Origin of the sequence: Paenibacillus sp. FSL H7-0942 (assembly GCF_045040715.1) — a bacterium.
GTDB lineage: Bacteria > Bacillota > Bacilli > Paenibacillales > Paenibacillaceae > Paenibacillus > Paenibacillus amylolyticus.
Genome location: NZ_CP150279.1, coordinates 5699668 through 5719249 on the forward strand (window position 1 = coordinate 5699668; position 19582 = coordinate 5719249).

A 19582-nucleotide genomic window follows, 5' to 3' on the forward strand; every position below is an offset into this window, starting at 1 on the left:
TAACCACGTTAAAAAAAGCCCAGTTCTTCCCCCGGGCAACATACATTTTTGTATGGGTTACTTACTTATAAACTCTACCATCTTCTGATGTAATTCCTTCTCGGAACATTGAAAGATACCATTAAAATCCTGGGGGTCACGGATCAATTTGTTTAAATGGTCTATTCCATATCGTTGAACAACAAACTCCACAAATAGGAACGAAAACTGAAAACCCTTCATCGTTTCGAAATCCCAGGTATCATTATCTAATTGTTCGAACGTTGGGATCTCTAAATTGTGAATAGCCTCTTCTGTTGTACCTTCAATAAAGTCCTGAGTCATCAGCTTGGCTTCATAACCACCAATTCCTTGCCTTATCCATTTCGGAGCCTTCGGATTGATTTCACTTATTAGCCACATGGTGAACAAGTGAACCGTACCTTTAAGAATCGATTGATAGGTATGCTCCGGTCCTGGATTTAATGGAGATACAATTTTAAGAATACTCCCTTCATAGGTACCCATGAACCAATTCGGAGCATCTGCTTCTCCGACCGCTTGGTGAAACGATGGCATATCAGGATATACTTCAATCGTTACTTTTCGCGATGGATGATAATTGTACTTTAACGAGATTCGTTCAATATGATCACTCAGTTCATTGAACAAATCATGGTGTACTTTATTAGGCGTATTGTTCAATCCCTCGTTTTCACCCTGATTAACAATTGAAATCAAATCTTGAATAGACATGATCGTAACGCCTCCCCATTCTTTCAGTTCCTTTTTAAGTTTTTCCAAAGCTCTATAGAGTCTGTTCTTTACTGCACTCTCACGCATCCCTACAATCTTAGAAATTTCAAGTAATGTGCAGTCCACAAAAAAGCGTAATGCAATGATTTCCTGGTCGGTTTCATTTAACTTTTTCAGCGCAACTCCGATATCAATTCGAAAATCAACATACTTCGTAAATTCAAGGGAGATCGACTGTGATTCATATCCCGTAAAATCAAACGGCGTTTCTTTTTTTCGCGATAATCTTCGATATTCGTTTTTCACTGTATTCTGAGCAATCTTGAATATCCATGTAAATAAATTTGATTTCCCTTGGAATCGGTGAAGATTCTCGACTGCTTTTAAAAACACCTGTTGAGTCAAATCATCTGCAACCATCGGGTTAAATTTCAGGGAAAAGTAGTTGCAAATTCTTTGACGATACAGCTCATAAGTGTTTTCAAAGTTAGTGATACTTTCCTGTTTATCCGGATAAACAGGTTTTGTGTCATGAGCTCCTGACATGGTAAGAACCTCCTCTTGATTTACAATGAATTAGACACCAGAGAGAGTCAGAAGGCCACATAAATATAAAATAAATATGTATTCAAATCTTTGTTACTTACAGGACTAATCACCCTTTTTGAAATCTCACTTCATATCATCTCTATGATTTCATATCTTTACAAATTTATAATGATAAGCAAAGATTGGAATAGTTCTGGAGGGAATCACATCATGTAACCGCCTTCCCAAAATGAAGGAGAGATAATAATGAAATACACCAATGTTTTATTATCAAGCGTCATTGTTTTAGGTAGCTTAGGCACGTTATCAACTGCATCATCTTCACTTCATACTTCAGATAAAATAGCACATATTGTTGCTAACTCAACATCTGTGAACTCTTCGACATACCAGAGTATATCTAAGTTTGAAAAAACAAAAGGCTCAAACAAAATTGTCTGGAGAGGCGACGACATCACGATAACCGCGAACACCTTAAAGCTAGATGTTGCTGCTGATTTTGAGCAAAACATCATTGACACCATTGTAGTTACTCATGGTAAAGAAAAGCACACCCTACAAACGGGAGATTTTGAAGTTAAATTATTGGATATAACTAGTGTTGCTGAATCTCCATCGAATGAATGGATTACTATCCAAGTAGAAAAAAGTGCTGGCAGCAACCTCATTCTCATGAACCTTAAAACAGGAAAGTACACGATTATAAACGAACGTCTTGAAAAAGCAGGTAAACAAAATGTAGAAACCATTTCATCATATAATTGGTCACCAAAAGAAAACAGCATTGCATTTTCTTATGGAAGTACGGATAAAAGCACATTAGCAATATACGACACTAAGAAAGACAGTGTTGTTTATCTCCCTCGGGCAACCAACTATATTAGTACAGGTCTAATATTATGGCATAAGAACGGAAAAAGTATTGATTATATTAGTGAGTATCCTTCAGATCAATGGATTCTTTTCAGATACGATACAGAAAGCAAAAAAGTTAAGCCTGTAAAAAAAATCACAAAAAAAGAATTTCAGCAGTGGTTTAAATTAGATAAATATCCTACAAAATAATAAAAAAAATGGATTAAACGTAAAATACGTTTCTTCAGTTCAACTTATATAGCAAAAAGGCGAGTCTCCATTAATCGGGGGACTCGCCTTTTTGCTATATAATAAATATTTAAGAAGTTCCTTTTTGCTTACTCGCCTGCATCTGCTGGGCAAACCGCATCATCTCTTCGAACTCTTCCTCGGATACGGCATCTCCATCGGTGCTTATGTCTTGTACAATCGGAATTTCGGGCTTGGCTTTGGTTCCTTTGCCGTATGTACGGGTACGGGTTCCAGCTGCACCAGCAGCCTGTTTGCCTTTGACCTTGGCCTGATCACGAATATATTGAACAGCTTTCTCGTAGGAGTTAACCTGCTTGAGCAACATGTTGGAGGCGATCGCCTCAACGAAGTTACGGTTAATCCGCTGCTCGCCGCCGGATACAAGCAATGCCATCAAATAATGAATCAATACATTGATGACTTCACCAGGCAACTTATAGCTCAGATCAATTTTCTCAAATATATCGATCAGATTGTCTGGTACTGCACCTGGGAAGAACGTCTGCAACAGACGCGTATACGGCTCATTCCGCAACATCATATTGTATTGATGAATATCACACTTGGTCATAAATTGCGGAGGTACTTCGACGTAATATTCCATCTGCACTCCATGCTCAACAGGTGGTTCACCGGAGTCTTCTTTCCGCTCTGGCTCCTCCATATGCTGTCTCAGCGCCACGACCTTGGCCGCCTGTACGGTCTGTTGCTCATGACGCTTCTTCGTCTGTCTGAACTGCATGCTCGCCTTATGCTGAAGATCATCCAGAATCAGCTGGCCCTGTGGACTGAAGATATCATCTTCGTCCAGGAGTCGGCATACATCCTGCACACTGAGATTAAACTTGTTAACTACATAATTTACAATGCCCAGTTGTTCATGATCGAATCGCAATTGTTCCACATGACGACGATTGACCGACTCCCGCGGGAAACGCAAAATAATGTCGGCATAGTTCAAACTATTTTCTTCCGCTGCATCATTCGTGCCTGTCCGTTGGGCCGTAGTTGATACTTCCGACAATGCTTGCTCCAACTCGTAATCAATCACATGGGTATTCAATTCAAATATATCGTAAAAGGGAACGGAAATATTCTCTTTATTGGCTGCCGGATAAGGCGCGTCCCCATTTTCCACTGCCGAGAAACCGGAACGCAGGGAAAGAACGGCGAATTTGCCTATCTTGTCACGAAGCAGCAGTGTCAAATGCTGTGTCCGGAAAAACTCTGCCGGAGACAGCGGCGGTTGCAGCTCATATTCGTAGATGTAATCATCATTTTCCGGTATATATAGGCGTGATGTCTGAAGTAGCCCCACTGCCTCAAGCTTGGATGTCTGCTCTAACAAATATTTGCGCCCTTTCTCACTTGGCTCCAAGCCAAGCGTCATGAACAGCCTCCGTTGCTGTTCAAGCGGCGAATAACCGACCTGTTCACCGGGAAGATGCTGAAACAACAGCCGATACAAGCCAACCGCAAAAGCACCTACCATGGGCTGATATGCTCCTGTAAGCATACGGTCATCCAGGGCGCTAAGTCCAAACTCCCTGTATACGCAGTAGCGATGATGTTCAGTATAATGGTGCAGATTCTTCATGCGCATAGCCTGATCTCCTTCTCCCCAAAAGTATGTTTATCTATTCTATCATAAATGTCTGATCCTCAAATGCTCAAAAACAGGTAAAAAGATGGCCTGTTCTCGTTCCGTTTCGTCCTAGGTCGACATCATTCACGTTTTCGCCGAATTCAGCAAATTCTTAAAATAAAATGTCGAGAGCCGCTAGAATACTATAAAAGCTGTAGCCGCAGAATACAAGGGAATATCTAAAGAGAATGTTCTCCAGATGTATATGAAGTACAAGTGTACAATAATCCTTCTAATATAAATGAATAGCAAAAAAGCCTTCCCTTTGTACTCGTAAGCGTTTACGACAAAGACAAGACTTTCACGCGATTACAGTGGCATGTGTTACCTCTTTCCCAACAATCTAAAACATTCTGTACCCACCCAAACGCAACTTCTGGATCGTCCAGCCACTGATTACCGCACCAGCCAGTCCAGCGATGCCCGTCATATAGTCTACAAGCTGGAAAGAACCCAGATGTGACATCAGAGATGACGACTGATCCCATAGAGAGTACACAACAATAGGCAGAATTACAATAATGAACAGATAGGAAGGAAACCAGGTTGTCTTCATCAGCATGTTCAGAATGAAACCGATACCAAACATCATAACGAAAAATAATACCATCAATACTAACACAGGTATAAATTGCATCGGGCGACATTCACCTCTTCTTTCACACATTCAGGTTTCACTTCTGGATAGTAGTTAGTGTACCGCAAAAAATGTGGCGAAGCAACGAACTTTCTGGACAAATTTCCCTATATTTATACTCTGTTCATTTGCCCTTCTGCTTCATGTTGGGATACAATGTAAACGATAAAGCAATCACCCGTCCCTTATAGTGCGTGTTCAAAAAGACTGGTTTTTAGTACCGAGAAGATGGAATGAAGTTAGAAATGGAGTAGCGGAGCGTAGATAGAGCTACGTGAGCAGCTACAATGTTTCCTAAGGAAACATACTTCGTAAGCCTCCCACTTATTTCGGCTGAATGCCATATTCGACGCTGAAGATGCCACCAGGCATGATTCGTAATCAAAAGCGGACTTTTTGAACAACCTCTTATAGGGATTTGGAAATATACCTTGCAGGAGGAACACAACCAATGAACGAAGCCGCATCAACACTGGAGGGCTGGTATGCCCTGCATGATTTTCGCTCGATTAACTGGGCCGCCTGGAAAGCAGCAGATGATGAAGAACGCGCTGTAGCACTGGACGAGCTTCAGGAATTCTGGAAAGAATGGAAAGAAGTCGAGGATTCATCCAAAGGAAGTACCGTTGTATATACGGTTGTAGGTCAAAAAGCAGACCTCGTCATGATGCACCTGCGTGAAACGCTGGAAGATCTGAAGGCTGTTGAGAACGCGTTTAACAAAACGATGTTTGCTCAATACACAACTAAGTCGTATTCCTACGTTAGTGTAGTGGAACTGAGCAACTATCTTGGCAAAGAAGGCGAAGACCCGATGCAGAATCCGGATATTATCGCCCGTCTGAAACCTGTTCTGCCACAACGACAATACATCTGCTTCTATCCAATGAACAAAAAACGTGAGCTGAATGACAACTGGTACATGCTGTCCATGGACGAGCGTCGCACCATGATGCGCAGTCACGGCATGATTGGCCGCAGCTATGCGGGTAAAGTAAAACAGATCATTACCGGCTCTGTCGGTTTCGACGATTGGGAATGGGGCGTTACGCTATTTGCGGATGACGCACTTCAGTTTAAGAAACTCGTCTATGAGATGCGTTTCGATGAAGTTAGCGCCCGTTATGGCGAATTCGGTTCGTTCTATGTGGGAAGTCTGTTGAACGAAGGAACACTGGAAGACATGCTTAAGCTGTAGAAACAGCACAAAGCACAATAAAGCACCGCGACATCTCCTGTAAAGGATACTGTCTGCGGTGCTTTATTATCTATCTATATTCTACTACCTCAAGCTTGATTTAGATCTATATTGTTTGAACTATTTATTTACACAAAAACGGAAAGGACAGAAAAAACCTGAAAAAGCGAAGCGTTCGCCTTTATCACCGGATTTTCCCTTTAACAAAAGGGAATCAAAAAAATCTGGGGATAACAGCGATTGGAAGGTTATGTCTCTAATCCTCGTCCTCATCATCTACCGCTTTCAGCGATTCGAGGAATTCGGCTGTGGCCCGATCACGGTCACGTCCCTTCTCTTTAAGCCGCTCAATCGCAGGCATAATGAGAATATCCACTTCTTTCTGCACGATGTAGGCCAGATCATACTGATCCTGTTCCTCGAGATAACCACCGACCTGCATCAGGGCGTTGTAACGATCCAGCTCTTCACGTGTTAATAGTCCCCGGACCTGAACACTGCAATGTCTCATCCAAAAAACCGCCCTTTCTTCAGTACCAGCGGAATACCACCAATGATGAACAGATAACGCAGATCTACCAGCTTCTTCAACTGAGCCGCTTTCCAGCCCTTGTATTTCTTGCCGCCCACAACGGCAATAGCTTCACCTTTACCAAGTGATGCAACCGTGCCTTTGCTCGTAAATACAAAAGGTTGTGGCTGTTTCTTGCGAATGGATGCCACGACGTTCTTAGCGCAGTTCACACCCTGCTGCATCGCAATCTGAGCTGTTGGCGGATAAGGCCGTCCTTCAGCATTGAACACAAGTGAATTATCACCAATGACATAGACATGCTCATGTCCAGGAGCACGCAGATAATCATCTACCTTCACACGTCCTCGCATCACTTCAAGACCTGCCTGTTCAAGCAGTGAGTTACCGCGAATACCGCCGGTCCATACGACTGTAGCTGCATCGAGCTTTTCACCTTCACCCACAATAACCCCGTCCGGGAGACATTGCTTGATTGGAACACCAATTTTGAAAGTAACACCCTTTTTCTTGAGCACATTCATTGCATGTTCTACCAATTCCGGGTCAAATCCAGGCAAGGCCGAAGGCGCTGCCTCTACATTATAGATGTGCACATGTTTCGGATTCACGTCGAACTCCTTGCACAGCTGTGGAATACGATCTGCAAGTTCAGCTACGAATTCAACACCACTGAAACCCGCTCCACCTACGACAAACCGAATACGATTTCGTTTGTTATCGTTTTTGTACATCGCAAATTGATATTCGATGTGTTCTCGAATCAGTCTGACCGAGTTAATGCTGCGGATTGTCATGGCGTGATCGAGCATCCCCGGAATACCGAAGGTCTCAGGCTCACCGCCTAGTCCAATAATCAGATAATCATAGGATAACGTGCCGTCCTCCAGAATAATCTTCCGATCCTGCAGACGAATCTCCTTCACGGAAGACTTGACCAGATCAATCTTGAACTCATCAATCAGCTTGGAAATGGGCACTCTTGCATGCTCAATGGTATCCGTGCCGGCTGCCGGCATATGTAGATGTGTAGTAATATAATGATAATCATGCCGATTCACCAGTGTGACGTCGGCCTCGTTATAGTTCAATTCCTTCTGCAGCCGCTGGGCTGTCAGAATCCCGCCATAGCCCGCGCCGAGGATGACGATTTTGGGAATACTGCTCATGTCTATACCCCTTCCGGTTTCACTTGCATCAGCCCGATCTTGGGTGAGATGCAAAATGCACATACTTACAAATATTGATGAGGTCTTGCCCATTATGACGACAAATGTTAACTTCGCGAATTTATTTAAACGTTTGCATCAATTTCATAACTCACTAAAAATGGATTTTATGAAACTAGATATCGACGTATCGAACCGTTTTGATCTATATCTAGACTTGATTGAAGCAACTAAAGGGTTTATGAAATTGATACGTTTGCACGCAAGTTATCGTTTCAAGTTGTGAAATTAACCACAAGATTCTACAAAACACGGGATCTGTCTTCATATTACATATTGACTCTAAATTAGACAAAAAAACACATAGTACAGGTCAAGGATATCTGTATTTCTAGTAAAGATCAAGGTTTTTTTTGTTATTTTTCATAACCTTTCATTTCCAATTTCATCCTATTCTCATCTGATCTTCATCAATTGTTCCCAGTTTCGTGACGCCGCTAACTTTGCAACCCTGAATACACCGTTTATAATAGGAAAGACAGTTCAGCACCCATGCCGGTTACGATACGTAGCCTGCACATTCTTTCTGTTAACTACCTATTAAAATATGAAAGGTGTTGTTGATTCTTGACTGCACAAAATTCCAGTCATGATATGACTGATTTACTTATTATCGGTGGAGGCCCTGCGGGTCTGTTCGCCGCGTTTTATGGTGGGATGCGTCAGGCATCCGTTACACTGGTTGAAAGTATGCCACAGCTTGGCGGACAACTTGCCGCTCTTTACCCGGAGAAATACATCTATGATGTAGCCGGATTCCCGAAAGTAACAGCTCAGGAACTGGTGAATAACCTCGTTGAGCAAATGAATCATTTTAACCCGAACATCCGCCTTGAAGAAAAGGTTGTATCGGTGGAGAAAAAGGATGAGCAACATTTCGTCGTGAAGACGGATGAGAATGAATATCATGCTAAAGCCGTCATTATTACAGCTGGTGTAGGTGCATTCGAACCACGTCGCCTGGAGCTTGAAGGTGCTGCCAAGTTCGAGAAGAGCAACCTGCACTACTTCATCAGTGATCTGAATGCCTTCGCTGGCAAAAAAGTACTGATCAGTGGCGGCGGTGACTCCGCGGTAGACTGGGCACTCATGCTGGAGCCTATCGCTGAGCAAGTGACACTGATCCATCGCCGGGACAAGTTCCGTGCACATGAGCACAGTGTCGAAAACCTGATGAATTCCAAGGTGAATGTCGTTACACCGACCGAAATCACGGAACTTCATGGGGATGACACGATTACCAAGGTAACCCTTTCTCATGTGAAAACCAAAGAAACTCAGGAAATCGAAGTAGATGACGTGATCGTTAACTTCGGATTTGTCTCTTCTCTCGGACCGATTGCCGAGTGGGGTATCGAAATTGACAGTAACTCCATCGTTGTTGATTCCCGCATGGAAACATCTATTCCAGGAATCTTCGCTGCCGGAGATATCACAACATATCCGGGTAAACTGAAGCTGATCGCTGTCGGATTCGGCGAAGCTCCAACAGCCGTCAACAATGCGAAGGTGTACTTCGATCCGGATGCCAAGTTGTCCCCAGGACACAGCAGTAACATGAAACGCTAGTTTTGCTGAAATAACATATATTGATACAAAAAAGGGTATCTTACTCCTGAGTGAATCCATATCAGGAGGGATACCCTTGTCTTATATATGCCCGCTGTGTAACGGTCTGGTTGTACCGGAGCAGGCTTGCCCCCACTGCCTTCAGGGACTGTTAGAATGCGGCAAATTGGATGATTACACCGGACCATACAGCCCCTACGTATTCCAAACTTCCTCTGACACGGCAGACGAAGTCGAAAACGTTTGCAATCATGTGATGTACTGTCACCATTGTCAGACGAGCACGCCATGGCCAGTCTCACTATGGGACTTGTCCGGAAACCTGTAACATTGCCTGCAATGAGGATCTCTAGTGAAGAATGGCAGATACGTCGGTACCCAGTTTGCGCTTATGGATTTCTGCCAACAGCAGTGCGATGAAATCTCGTTCGAGATTCAACTCAATCGCTTTATGGTAGGAATCCAACAACATCTCATCGGATAACATAGCCATTTCCCGCCACAACCTTTCCTTTTTTTTCCTCAAAACTATCATATCAGAGATTCATATAGAGAACAAGCGTTCTTGTTATCCACAACGATATGTGGAAATCCTGTGCATAGTTTGTTGATAAATGGAAAAAATATAGAGTAATCAACGTGTATAGTGTGGACAATATTTATGCACAGGGAGTTTGTACTACTGTCAGAACGTTTATCAGCGTATTTTTTTTGGAATAAATTCATAGTTTCAAGACTTGTTGCGAGTAAATTACCCGGTAATGTAAAATTTCAAACGGTTTTCATACCGTTTTCTTTTATATATTATCGGTTTTTCTTGAATTTTCTTGAGTTTTCCCATTCATTTTCTATTGGGGTCTGGTATTCACTTCCAGAATCCAGATCTTGCCTGAATAATCCAGTCCATAATCAAATCCAAGCTGACCTACACCAGGGAACTGACTTTCCATAATGTACGTACATGTCATTGTAAGGGAACGCATCTCCCGGCGTTTGTGCCGACCGGATATATGTGGCAGGGATAAACCAAGAGCTCGCCTTCCTGATAACATGGTGCCACCCTTGCTCAGATTTGTCACACAGAGTCCGGGACGAGCGATTCGCCCTACTAATGAACGGAATACCCAGCCTCGTTGGGTTTTGACAACTTTGACTCTGTAATCAACAGGTCTCCCTTGAATTGTTGCCAGATGAATGCCTTGCTGGATCAAGTACTTGCGTCTAGCCTTTACACGCACCAGAGAGCGATACATCTGGCTGAAACTGGCGAAAGAACGGGTCGTTTTCATATGGGTGTATCGATAAGCTCCACCACTGGCCGATACCCGGATAACACCGTAACCTCCGCCTCCTACAATAGGTTTGACATACACCATTCCATAACGACTGAGCATTTGCAGCAGATTACCCGAGTTGAATGCCTTGGTCTGTGGGATATGGACAGCAGCTACCGGGTATTTCATCAGAGCCGCTGTCTTCCGCCATTTGCTTGCAAGTTGTCTCGACATGGGTTGATCTCCTTCCTTGAAACAATAGTCCTTCCTTATACATACTCAACAGAAGCCTTGCTTTCTTGGATGTTTGTCCGCGGCAAGGGCCCCTTTTCCATGTAACCTGTCCCAGGGGAGATGGCGGAAACGGGAACAAGCGCCCGGTTTACTTTTCAAACAAGTCAATCTGTCGTATGCTACTAAGGAATGGCTTGGAAGGGCTTAAATATGAGGATCTAAGGAGCGTTAAGAACAAATGGAAGCATTTTTCAAATCACTTTATGGCGTAGCCTATTTTGCAATGTCGATCGTTCTGGTAGCTGTTACGGTACTTCTCTTTGTCACAGGTATTCGACTGTTTATGCAAAAGCGTAATCGCGGCTTTGCCGTGAGTTGTCTTATATTTGCCTGTTTCATCGTATTTATCATTGTTGTTATGTTAACTACGCCCTTCTCTGCCACACCGCCGGGTTCACCGGAAGCCATGGCTGCCCTTCTTCACTTCGGGTAGTTGAACCTCTGTAGAAGGAGATGCTTATGACACATACTAATGAAACCTTAGGAATTATTGATATCGGCTCGAACTCCATTCGTCTAGTTATCTATGAACTGGACCAGGACGAAGCCTATCGCATCATTCATGAAGACAAATACGCCGCTCGTCTGAGCAGCGTTGTTGAGTCCGATGGAACCATTCTGCGCCATTCTCTGGATAAAGCCATCACCATCTTGAGTCAATTCAAAGCGACCTGTGAAGCGTACCAGACCAAACTGATTCGCGCAGCAGCTACCGCAGCTATTCGTAATGCAAGCAATGTCCTGGAGATTATTGAATGGCTGGAGACAGAGACGGGGCTTACCATTGAATGTGTATCGGGAGATCGGGAGGCCTATTATGGGTTCCTTGGTGTCACTCAATCCATTGATCTGGCAGACGGTTACGTCGTGGATATTGGAGGCGGCAGCACAGAGATCACGGTCTTTCGGGATCGGAAAAGGTTACATAGCATCTCCCTCCCTATTGGTGCAGTGAATTCACATGCCCGTTACGGGGGCGAAGATCAGTGGACTGAGGAGAATGCAAATGCATTATGCAACGAAGTCACTGAGGCTCTCCGCGGACAGGATTGGATTCGTGAGCATCCTGGTCTGCCACTCATCGGACTTGGCGGCACAATGCGTACACTCGCCAAAGTGGAACAGAAGCGTACCCAGTATTCTTTGCCTGTCAGCCATCATTATGAGATCAGTGAGGAAGCGATGGAGAACATCGCTCGCTCCTTACCACATCTCACCTCGGCACAGCGCAAAAAGGTACCTGGGCTCGCCAAAGATCGCGCTGACATCATTGTGCCCGGCGTACTGATCCTACGAACTGTCTTCCAGATAATACAGGGAGATCGTTATGTGGTTAGTGGCGCGGGTCTACGAGACGGGTTGTTGCGTGATTACATGGCTGGAGGGCAGCCGGTCGTTCCAGACGCGCTGAAGGACAGTATCCGCAACTTTATCCATTTTGGTCCGCCTATTCCAGAGAAACGTCTGCAACGGATTCATCAGGATATGGTTACCCTGTATACGGCATTACAAGGTACCCCTCCTGATCAAGCAGATGCCCGAATCCTGTATGCATCCTCCATGCTGCACATGGCAGGTAAACAGATTAACTATTTCCGTTATACACAGCACTCGGCCTATTGGATTATGAATTCGAGCATTTATGGACTTTCTCATCGAGAGACCATTCTAAGTGCCAGTGCAGCTGATTATCATCCCAAAAAAAGAACGCCCCAGCTGCTGAATAAGCACCGGGACATTCTGAAAAACTCGGATGAGCGGCATGCTCATCGTTTAGGCTCTCTGCTGCGCGTAGCTGAAGCCATCAATCGATCCGAAAGCATCGCTGCGATCAAAGCAACAAAAGAAAACGACTCGCTGCAGGTGCAATTCACCTGTACAGCTGAGCCGTTACTGGAACTTGATGGCCTGGAAGAGGCCGTCAAGGATCTGAAGGAAGCCTGGGGAGTTACGTTAACGCACTCCATTCAGCAGGCTTCCAAGGGATAATACCCATGGCCTCCGTCTGACTTCTCAGCGGGGGCTTTTCATTTTCTACAAATACATAATTGCCACCAGGCATAAGTTGTCTCGCTTTGACATTATCCATAAGGGACAGATTAAGGATATCCACTAGCATCTTTTTCAGCTCTGGATCAAATACGGGACACATCAGTTCAATTCTTCGATTCAGGTTACGTGTCATCCAGTCTGCACTGGAGATGAATACATCGGGGTTGCCGCTATTTTCAAAATAAAACAACCGTGAATGCTCCAGAAAACGATCCACAATGCTAATGACCCGAATATTCTCACTGAGCCCTTCTACCCCCGGACGCAGACAACATACCCCACGCACAATCAGATCGATCTGCACGCCGGCTTGAGAAGCCTCGTACAATTCATCAATCATTTCCTGATGGGATAAGGAGTTGATCTTGGCAATAATTCTGGAAGGTTTGCCTTTCAGTGCATGCTCTGTTTCTCTACGAATCAGTGCAAACAGCTCATCCTTCATACCATCCGGAGCTACGCGGAACGCCTGCAATGCCTTCGGACCGGAGTATCCGGTAATCTCATTGAACAATTCGGATGCATCTTCCCCAATAATCGGATTAGAGGTGAACAGTCCCACGTCCGTATACACTTTGGCTGTACTCTCATTATAGTTACCCGTTCCTACATGAACATAACGTCTCAGCCCCTGCTGTTCCCTGCGTACAACAAGAATGATTTTGGCGTGGGTCTTGAGTCCAACCAGTCCATATACCACGTGACATCCGGCCTTCTCCAGCTTACGGGCCCAAGCAATGTTGCGCTCTTCATCAAACCGGGCTTTCAGTTCCACCACCACCGTGACCTGCTTACCACTCTCAGCGGCAAGTGCAAGTGCCGGAATAAGGCGTGAATCGCCATTGACCCGATATAATGTCATCTTGATGGCCAGAACTCTTGGATCTTCCGAAGCCTCCAATATAAAATCAGTGACTGGTTCAAACGATTCGTACGGATGATGCACCAGTACATCGCGTTTGCGGAGCAGCTCAAAATGACTTTCTCTTGGCAGAAACTCAAGTGGGTAGACTGGCTTCACCGGACTATATTTCAGATGTGAGAAACTTTCCAGACTGTCCACGAATCCCGCCAGAAAACTCAGATCAAGTGGTCCATCAATTTCATATACCGGGTCGTGAATATCAAATTCATCCTGCAATTCCAATAAGGCATCCTGACGAAAATCCTTGCAGACTTCCAGTCGTACAGGAGCCCCGCGGCGTCTGCGGCGTAATTCTTTTTCAATAGCCTCAAGCAGATCTTCCGCTTCTTCTTCATTAATAAACAGATCCGCATTACGGGTCACTCTGAATTCCTGTGCAGCAAGCGAGATATATCCGCTGAAGAGCGTATGGATATGATGTTTGATAAGATCTTCAATCAGTATGAATGTTTTCTTTTTGCTATTCGCCCGAATGGGAGCCTGAACTACCCGCGGCAGATTGGAAGGCACCTGAACAATAGCCATAAATGGCTCGCCCTCTTGCTCCCCTTCCTTCTGTAACATCACGGACAGATAGACAGACTTGTTGTGTACCAGTGGGAACGGACGACTCTGGTCAATCGCCATCGGTGTGAGTACCGGAAAAATAATTTCATGAAAGTACTGGTCCATTGCGCGCTGCTGTGTCACATTAAGATCTGTATATTCCTGAATGTTCACGCCTTTCTTGGCGAGTAGACGAATGAGTTCACGATACGTTTTATACTGTTCGGCGACCATGGTCCCGGTTCGTTTGATCAATCTGCGGTACAATCCCGAAGGCGTGTATCCTGTAAAATCTTTTTGCGTGAATCCGGCCTTGATCTTCTCTTTTGTCTCCGCCACCCTTACACTGACGAACTCGTCCAGATTACTAGCGACAATGCCGAGAAATCTCATGCGTTCCAGCAGAGGCGTTGTTGGATCCTGGGCCTCCTGAAGTACGCGCCGATTAAATTCAACCCAACTCAAATCACGATTAACGTAGTTGCCTGTTTTGACGTCTCTATGCATGTATGGCCTCCGAATGTGTTGCATATCTATTCTTGGTTAGAAGTTCTCATATAATTGTACTATTCGTAATCAACATCAAGCGTCAGCGCAGTGTAAACGCTACGTAAAATTTATGTAAATGATACCTCATGGCCGCAACTTTTTCCATCCCTTTACAAAGGTCAATAGACAGAGTAAAGTGAAGTACAGTGTGATTTGGTCCGGTTGCTTGTTCTCATTCCAAATATAGTTGATTAAAGGAGTATATAATGAAATCCAACAAACCTAGAACGTTACAAAAAAATATAGAGTTTTTCACGGCTGCACTATCCCAATGTATGGTAAGCGCATGGCAGGAAGACCCGGCTGGCGTCTATTGCGAGGTCGGTTGTGGCATTGTGGAGCGGATCAGTGAAGACAGTGTGCGCATCCGAAACAATGACGGAACCAAGAGCCATTATGCACGAGATATCACGATGTTCCAGACTGAAAAATAATTTTTCGTAAATACGTAAAAAAGACTAGCTTTCCGAAACAAGGTGTTGTATACTCTTGCCACAAGGAAAGGAGGTGCGTCAACATTTCTAATGTCATGTTGAACGTGTCCCTTACCCGATCCACTAGCTCAAATTAAAAGAGTCTGGTGGAGGCGCGGGATACGGATCAATGTTTCAAAAAGCGCCACGGGTAGAAAAGCCGTCTTCGGACGGCTTTTTGTTTTCTCTTTTTCTGTAGAGAGGTTGAGAAAACACCCAAAATATTGGAAATGGACCCTTTAGTAGAGCAAACCAGGATGGCTATAATTAGGATGCAACTCAACCTAAATCCGAGGAGGCATCTTGTAATGTTCAAAAATGTAAGGGGTTTCAAGACATCCATCATGTTAGCTTTTGTTTTGTTATTCACCTCCATCATGTTGCCCGCAGGTCAGCATGCCAGCGCAGCACCAAGTTTCGCCAAAGGAGCCGACATCAGTTGGGTTCCCGGAATGGAAGCCCAAGGTTACAAATGGAAAGATAAAAACGGCGTACAGCGCGACATCATTGATATTTTGAAAAAAGACTATCAAATCAACTCCGTTCGCATTCGGGTATTCGTTAATCCTTCGAATGATTATGGGAACGGTTACATGAATAAGGATCGTGCGGCTGCACTCGCTCAACGCGCCAAGAATGCTGGCATGAGTGTAATGCTTACCCTGCACTACAGCGATTCCTGGGCAGACCCTGGTCAGCAAACCAAACCTGCTGCCTGGAAAAACTATACGTTCCAACAGCTCATGGATGCGGTATGGAACCACACTCGTGAAGTTATGACGGCGATGCAAAGCAAAGGCGTTACCCCTGACTGGGTACAGATCGGTAATGAAACAAGCAACGGTATGTTATGGGAAGATGGCAAAGCATCCACCAACATGAAAAACTATGCGTGGCTGGTGAATACAGGCCATAACGCAGTGAAATCCCTGAGCAGCGGCACCAAAACCATTGTGCATCTGGCAGGTGGAGATGATAACGCCCTCTATGTATGGAATATTGGTGGTCTGATCAATAACGGAGCTAACTTTGACATGATTGCCATGTCCCTCTATCCTTCAGCTTCGGGCTGGAACACCGCTGTGACAAATACGGTAAACAACGCCAAGGATATGATCAACCGTTATGGCAAAGAGATCATCATCTCCGAAATTGGCATGGACAATAACCAGGCTGCAGCTGGCAAAAGTTTTGTTACCGCGATGAAAAACCAAATTCGCAATCTGCCAAATGGCAAAGGTAAAGGTGTATTCTACTGGGAGCCTCAGGCTACACCAGGTTATAACAGTGGATATGGTAAGGGCGCTTGGCAGTCGAATATGATGCCAACTGTTGTCATGGAAGGATTTATTGACTAGGTGCGGTGGGTAGAAGTGCGGGCTTTGGAGCAATGGTGGCGTTCCGGTGGCGGATCGTTCTTATGATCGCTGTTATCCCCAGATTTTTATGAATTCCCCTGATAAGGGGAAAATCCGGGGATAAAGGCGAACGCTCCGCTTCTTCAGAATCGATTCCGCCCCCTCCACTACGTTGCTGCTCCTTGAGACACTTCTAAAACCGTGTGTAGTCAAATGGTAAGTAGTAAGGTAAAACAAGGGCTTGAGGCGCTGTTCCCGGTGGGATTAGCGCCTTTTTGGCGATGAAGTGCGTTGAGGGGGCAGCGTGGTGGGCGTTCCGGTGGCGGATCGTTCTTATGATCGCTGTTATCCCCAGATTTTTATGAATTCCCCTGATAAGGGGAAAATCCGGGGATAAAGGCGAACGCTCCGCTTCTTCAGAATCGATTCCGCCCCCTCCACTACGTTGCTGCTCTATGAGGCACTTCTAAAACCGTGGGTAGTCAAATGGTAAGTAGTAAAGTAAAACAAGAGCTTGAGGCGCTGTTCCCGGGGGGATTAGCGCCTTTTGGTGATGGAGTGCGTTGAGGGGGCAGCGTGGTCGGCGTTCCGGGGGCGGATCGTTCTTATGATCGCTGTTATCCCCAGATTTTATGAATTCCCCTGATAAGGGGAAAATCCGGGGATAAAGGCGAACGCTCCGCTTCTTCAGAATCGATTCCGCCCCCTCCACTACGTTGCTGCTCTATGAGGCACTTCTAAAACCGTGGGTAGTCAAATGGTAAGTAGTAAGGTAAAACAAGAGCTTGAGGCGCTGTTCCCGGGGGGATCAGCGCCTTTTGGCGATGAAGTGCGTTGAGGGGGCAGCGTGGTCGGCGTTCCGGGGGCGGATCGGGCACTCCTAAAGCGTGTCGCAATCAATCGAGGAGGGGTTCATCACTCGGGCTGGAGACTGATGTTCTTTTGGCTTACATATGAATATAATAAGTTTATTGAGATAACCCATAGGATCAACTTCTAATTGGAGAGGAGGCATAAGGATGAGTTTTTTAAAAGGGTTCGGTCAGTTAGCTGGGGAAGTTACCGGAAAAGTGTTGGGCGGCAGCGTGAGGGTTGTTGGTGAAATTGCGGGAAGTCCCTTTATCAAAGAAATCGGGAACGGCGTAGAGAAAGCCACGATTAATACAGGCAAAACCGTGGGACAACTAGCTAGCGGGACATATGATCTGGCGAGTGGTGCGATTCGAAAAGATGATACCGCCATAGACGCGGGGCTTGCCGATATTGGAGGTGCTGTAACCAATACTGCAAAAGGTGTAGCGATATCAGCCAAGTATGTATATAACAGCGGTAAAGATGTTGTTGTGGGCATGAAAGAGGAAGATAAGGACAGAGTGAAGCTTGGTGCCAAGAATCTTTTAGCTGCTGCTGCGGTAACAACACTCGCTGTCGGTGTCATTGATGCAGTTGATGGGGCTGAAGGTGTAGATACGTAGGATTTGGTTTAGATCACCAATAACACAACAACTGAAGAAATACAGCCTAGCAGGGCAACAAAAATATGGAGAAAACTAAATGAGATTTTTTCAAGTAAAATCTGTTGTCTCTTCTGAATTAAACACGAGTAGATGAACACCGTTATCACAATGGGCAGATATAAATGAAGGTCCGGACCATCCGTGCTCGGTAATAGTTTACTAATATATCTACCTATCGTCTCGTTGACCATCATGAACCCATATATACTACCGATTATTGCTGAAACTGCAAACTGAAATAGTTATCTGAACTACAGCCTTCTTTACAAAGAATGGATCACGTTTGCGGTAACGGTTATTAACCATCATATATCTCTCGCCTCCTCGTTTTTCTATTACTCTTTTTGGTTACTATTTTTGATTACTACTCCTGTATTTTACCATAACGTTGATCAGCCTTCCTTTTTAGTTTTTATCGACCTATCGCTCCCCCACAAACAAAAAATTGCCCTCTCCACCTCATTGGCGGGAAGGGCAATTATGGCGATACCAGATACATCCGTTCAGCTTACCTTAGCGAGTCTCGTAGCACGTATCGATGCGGCAGCGTATACGATGAGCGCTGTCCAGATGAGTGCGAAACCAACAAGCAGAACTGGCGAGACCGTTTCCTTGAACACAAACACACTCAGGATCAGCATGATTGTCGGCCCAATATACTGTACAAAGCCGAGTGTGGACAATGACATTCGAGCAGCCGCCCGTGCAAAGAACAGCAGCGGCAACGCCGTCACCACACCGGAAAGCAGCAGTTCGAAGAACATCGGTGCAGGCAACGTCCATGCCGTTGCTTTTCCTACTATGGCTAAGTATATCCAGTAGCCCAGTGCGACGGGCAGAACTACAGCTGTCTCCGAAAATAAACCCACAGAAGCGTCTTGCTTAATCTTCTTCTTGGCCAGACCGTACAAGCCAAATGACACGGCCAATGAGATCGCAACCCATGGGAATCGTCCGTAGTCGATAGCGATGATAAGCACCGCGACACCAGCGATGGCAATCGCGAGCCACTGTCCACGGTTTGGCTTTTCATGAAGGAAGACAACTGCCAGTAACACGTTCAGCAACGGGTTCAAATAATAGCCCAGACTTGTCTCAACGACATGACCGTTATTAACCGCCCAAATGAAGATAAGCCAGTTAATAGCAATTAGCAGCCCACTCGCGGTAAGGGACAGCAGGGTCGAACGACTGGTCAGAATGCGCTTCATGTCACTCCAACGACGTTGGACGGCAACGAAAATCCCCATAAAGACAAATGACCAGACAACCCGGTGCGATAAAATCTCGCCTGCCGGTACATTTTCAAACAACTTCCAATACAGCGGGAGAACTCCCCACATGATATACGCAATGATCGCGTTGATTAATCCACTATTCATAACTGTATCCC

18 protein-coding genes are annotated in these 19582 nt (G+C 45.1%); 9 read left to right on the forward strand and 9 right to left on the reverse strand.

Features of this window, described 5'->3' with window-relative positions; all coding sequences use genetic code 11:
- Positions 1-57: 57 nt before the first annotated feature.
- The gene (locus tag MHI48_RS25060) at positions 58-1281 is read right to left on the reverse strand and encodes an RNA polymerase sigma factor (RefSeq protein ID WP_405142117.1); all 1224 of its coding nucleotides are present in this window, start codon (positions 1279-1281) and stop codon (positions 58-60) included.
- 249 nt (positions 1282-1530) lie between these two features.
- On the opposite strand from MHI48_RS25060, the gene MHI48_RS25065 reads away from it, so the two are divergent.
- Positions 1531-2349 (forward strand): hypothetical protein, encoded by an 819-nt coding sequence (locus MHI48_RS25065; RefSeq protein ID WP_405142119.1) that lies wholly within the window; start codon positions 1531-1533, stop codon positions 2347-2349.
- A gap of 109 nt (positions 2350-2458) precedes the next feature.
- Here the strand turns inward: MHI48_RS25065 and MHI48_RS25070 are convergent, their stop codons facing one another.
- Both MHI48_RS25070 and MHI48_RS25075 read right to left on the reverse strand, forming a co-directional pair.
- Positions 2459-3994 (reverse strand): helicase DnaB, encoded by a 1536-nt coding sequence (locus MHI48_RS25070; RefSeq protein ID WP_036605770.1) that lies wholly within the window; start codon positions 3992-3994, stop codon positions 2459-2461.
- 385 nt (positions 3995-4379) lie between these two features.
- Positions 4380-4673 carry a YuiB family protein gene (locus tag MHI48_RS25075; protein WP_341008815.1) on the reverse strand — a complete coding sequence of 98 codons (294 nt, stop codon included), beginning with the start codon at positions 4671-4673 and terminating at the stop codon, positions 4380-4382.
- Positions 4674-5124: 451 nt separating this feature from the next.
- On the opposite strand from MHI48_RS25075, the gene hemQ reads away from it, so the two are divergent.
- Positions 5125-5871 (forward strand): hydrogen peroxide-dependent heme synthase, encoded by a 747-nt coding sequence (gene hemQ, locus MHI48_RS25080; protein WP_036605768.1) that lies wholly within the window; start codon positions 5125-5127, stop codon positions 5869-5871.
- A 256-nt stretch (positions 5872-6127) separates the two neighbouring features.
- Here the strand turns inward: hemQ and MHI48_RS25085 are convergent, their stop codons facing one another.
- Together MHI48_RS25085 and MHI48_RS25090 are read right to left on the reverse strand one after the other, a co-directional pair.
- On the reverse strand, positions 6128-6382 hold the full coding sequence (locus tag MHI48_RS25085; RefSeq protein WP_036605767.1) for a hypothetical protein: 255 nt from the start codon (positions 6380-6382) through the stop codon (positions 6128-6130).
- The gene (locus tag MHI48_RS25090) at positions 6379-7572 is read right to left on the reverse strand and encodes an NAD(P)/FAD-dependent oxidoreductase (RefSeq protein WP_036605766.1); all 1194 of its coding nucleotides are present in this window, start codon (positions 7570-7572) and stop codon (positions 6379-6381) included. The genes MHI48_RS25085 and MHI48_RS25090 overlap by 4 nt, the downstream gene beginning before the upstream one ends.
- Positions 7573-8226: 654 nt before the next feature.
- On the opposite strand from MHI48_RS25090, the gene MHI48_RS25095 reads away from it, so the two are divergent.
- Together MHI48_RS25095 and MHI48_RS25100 are read left to right on the forward strand one after the other, a co-directional pair.
- Entirely contained in the window at positions 8227-9201 is a 975-nt protein-coding gene (locus MHI48_RS25095) for an NAD(P)/FAD-dependent oxidoreductase (protein WP_207765610.1), read from the forward strand.
- A gap of 76 nt (positions 9202-9277) precedes the next feature.
- A complete protein-coding gene (locus MHI48_RS25100; RefSeq protein ID WP_076319806.1) occupies positions 9278-9529 on the forward strand; it encodes a hypothetical protein in 252 nt (83 codons plus the stop codon).
- A gap of 21 nt (positions 9530-9550) precedes the next feature.
- Here MHI48_RS25100 and MHI48_RS25105 read toward each other — a convergent pair whose 3' ends face one another.
- Positions 9551-9694 (reverse strand): sporulation histidine kinase inhibitor Sda, encoded by a 144-nt coding sequence (locus MHI48_RS25105; protein WP_017692430.1) that lies wholly within the window; start codon positions 9692-9694, stop codon positions 9551-9553.
- Positions 9695-10049: 355 nt separating this feature from the next.
- Positions 10050-10709: a YheC/YheD family protein gene (locus MHI48_RS25110; protein WP_076328989.1), complete on the reverse strand. Its 660-nt coding sequence runs from the start codon at positions 10707-10709 to the stop codon at positions 10050-10052.
- Positions 10710-10947: 238 nt separating this feature from the next.
- On the opposite strand from MHI48_RS25110, the gene MHI48_RS25115 reads away from it, so the two are divergent.
- The gene (locus tag MHI48_RS25115; protein ID WP_017692428.1) at positions 10948-11202 is read left to right on the forward strand and encodes a hypothetical protein; all 255 of its coding nucleotides are present in this window, start codon (positions 10948-10950) and stop codon (positions 11200-11202) included.
- A gap of 26 nt (positions 11203-11228) precedes the next feature.
- Complete coding sequence (locus MHI48_RS25120; protein ID WP_076328988.1) at positions 11229-12758, forward strand: Ppx/GppA phosphatase family protein; 1530 nt, start codon at positions 11229-11231, stop codon at positions 12756-12758.
- Here the strand turns inward: MHI48_RS25120 and ppk1 are convergent.
- Positions 12718-14799, reverse strand: a complete 2082-nt coding sequence (ppk1, locus tag MHI48_RS25125; RefSeq protein ID WP_076328987.1) for a polyphosphate kinase 1 — start codon at positions 14797-14799, stop codon at positions 12718-12720. The two genes, MHI48_RS25120 and ppk1, sit on opposite strands and share 41 nt — an antisense overlap.
- Positions 14800-15047: 248 nt before the next feature.
- Here ppk1 and MHI48_RS25130 point away from each other — a divergent pair, with 248 nt between their 5' ends.
- The 3 genes from MHI48_RS25130 to MHI48_RS25140 all read left to right on the forward strand — a co-directional run bounded on the left by MHI48_RS25130 (position 15048) and on the right by MHI48_RS25140 (position 18147).
- Complete coding sequence (locus MHI48_RS25130; RefSeq protein ID WP_017692425.1) at positions 15048-15275, forward strand: hypothetical protein; 228 nt, start codon at positions 15048-15050, stop codon at positions 15273-15275.
- 347 nt (positions 15276-15622) lie between these two features.
- Positions 15623-16672 (forward strand): arabinogalactan endo-beta-1,4-galactanase, encoded by a 1050-nt coding sequence (locus MHI48_RS25135; protein WP_405142123.1) that lies wholly within the window; start codon positions 15623-15625, stop codon positions 16670-16672.
- Between the two features lie 1019 nt (positions 16673-17691).
- Positions 17692-18147 (forward strand): hypothetical protein, encoded by a 456-nt coding sequence (locus tag MHI48_RS25140; RefSeq protein ID WP_221823564.1) that lies wholly within the window; start codon positions 17692-17694, stop codon positions 18145-18147.
- Positions 18148-18692: 545 nt separating this feature from the next.
- Here MHI48_RS25140 and rarD read toward each other — a convergent pair.
- Complete coding sequence (gene rarD, locus MHI48_RS25145) at positions 18693-19571, reverse strand: EamA family transporter RarD (protein WP_017692421.1); 879 nt, start codon at positions 19569-19571, stop codon at positions 18693-18695.
- Between the last annotated feature and the right edge of the window lie 11 nt (positions 19572-19582).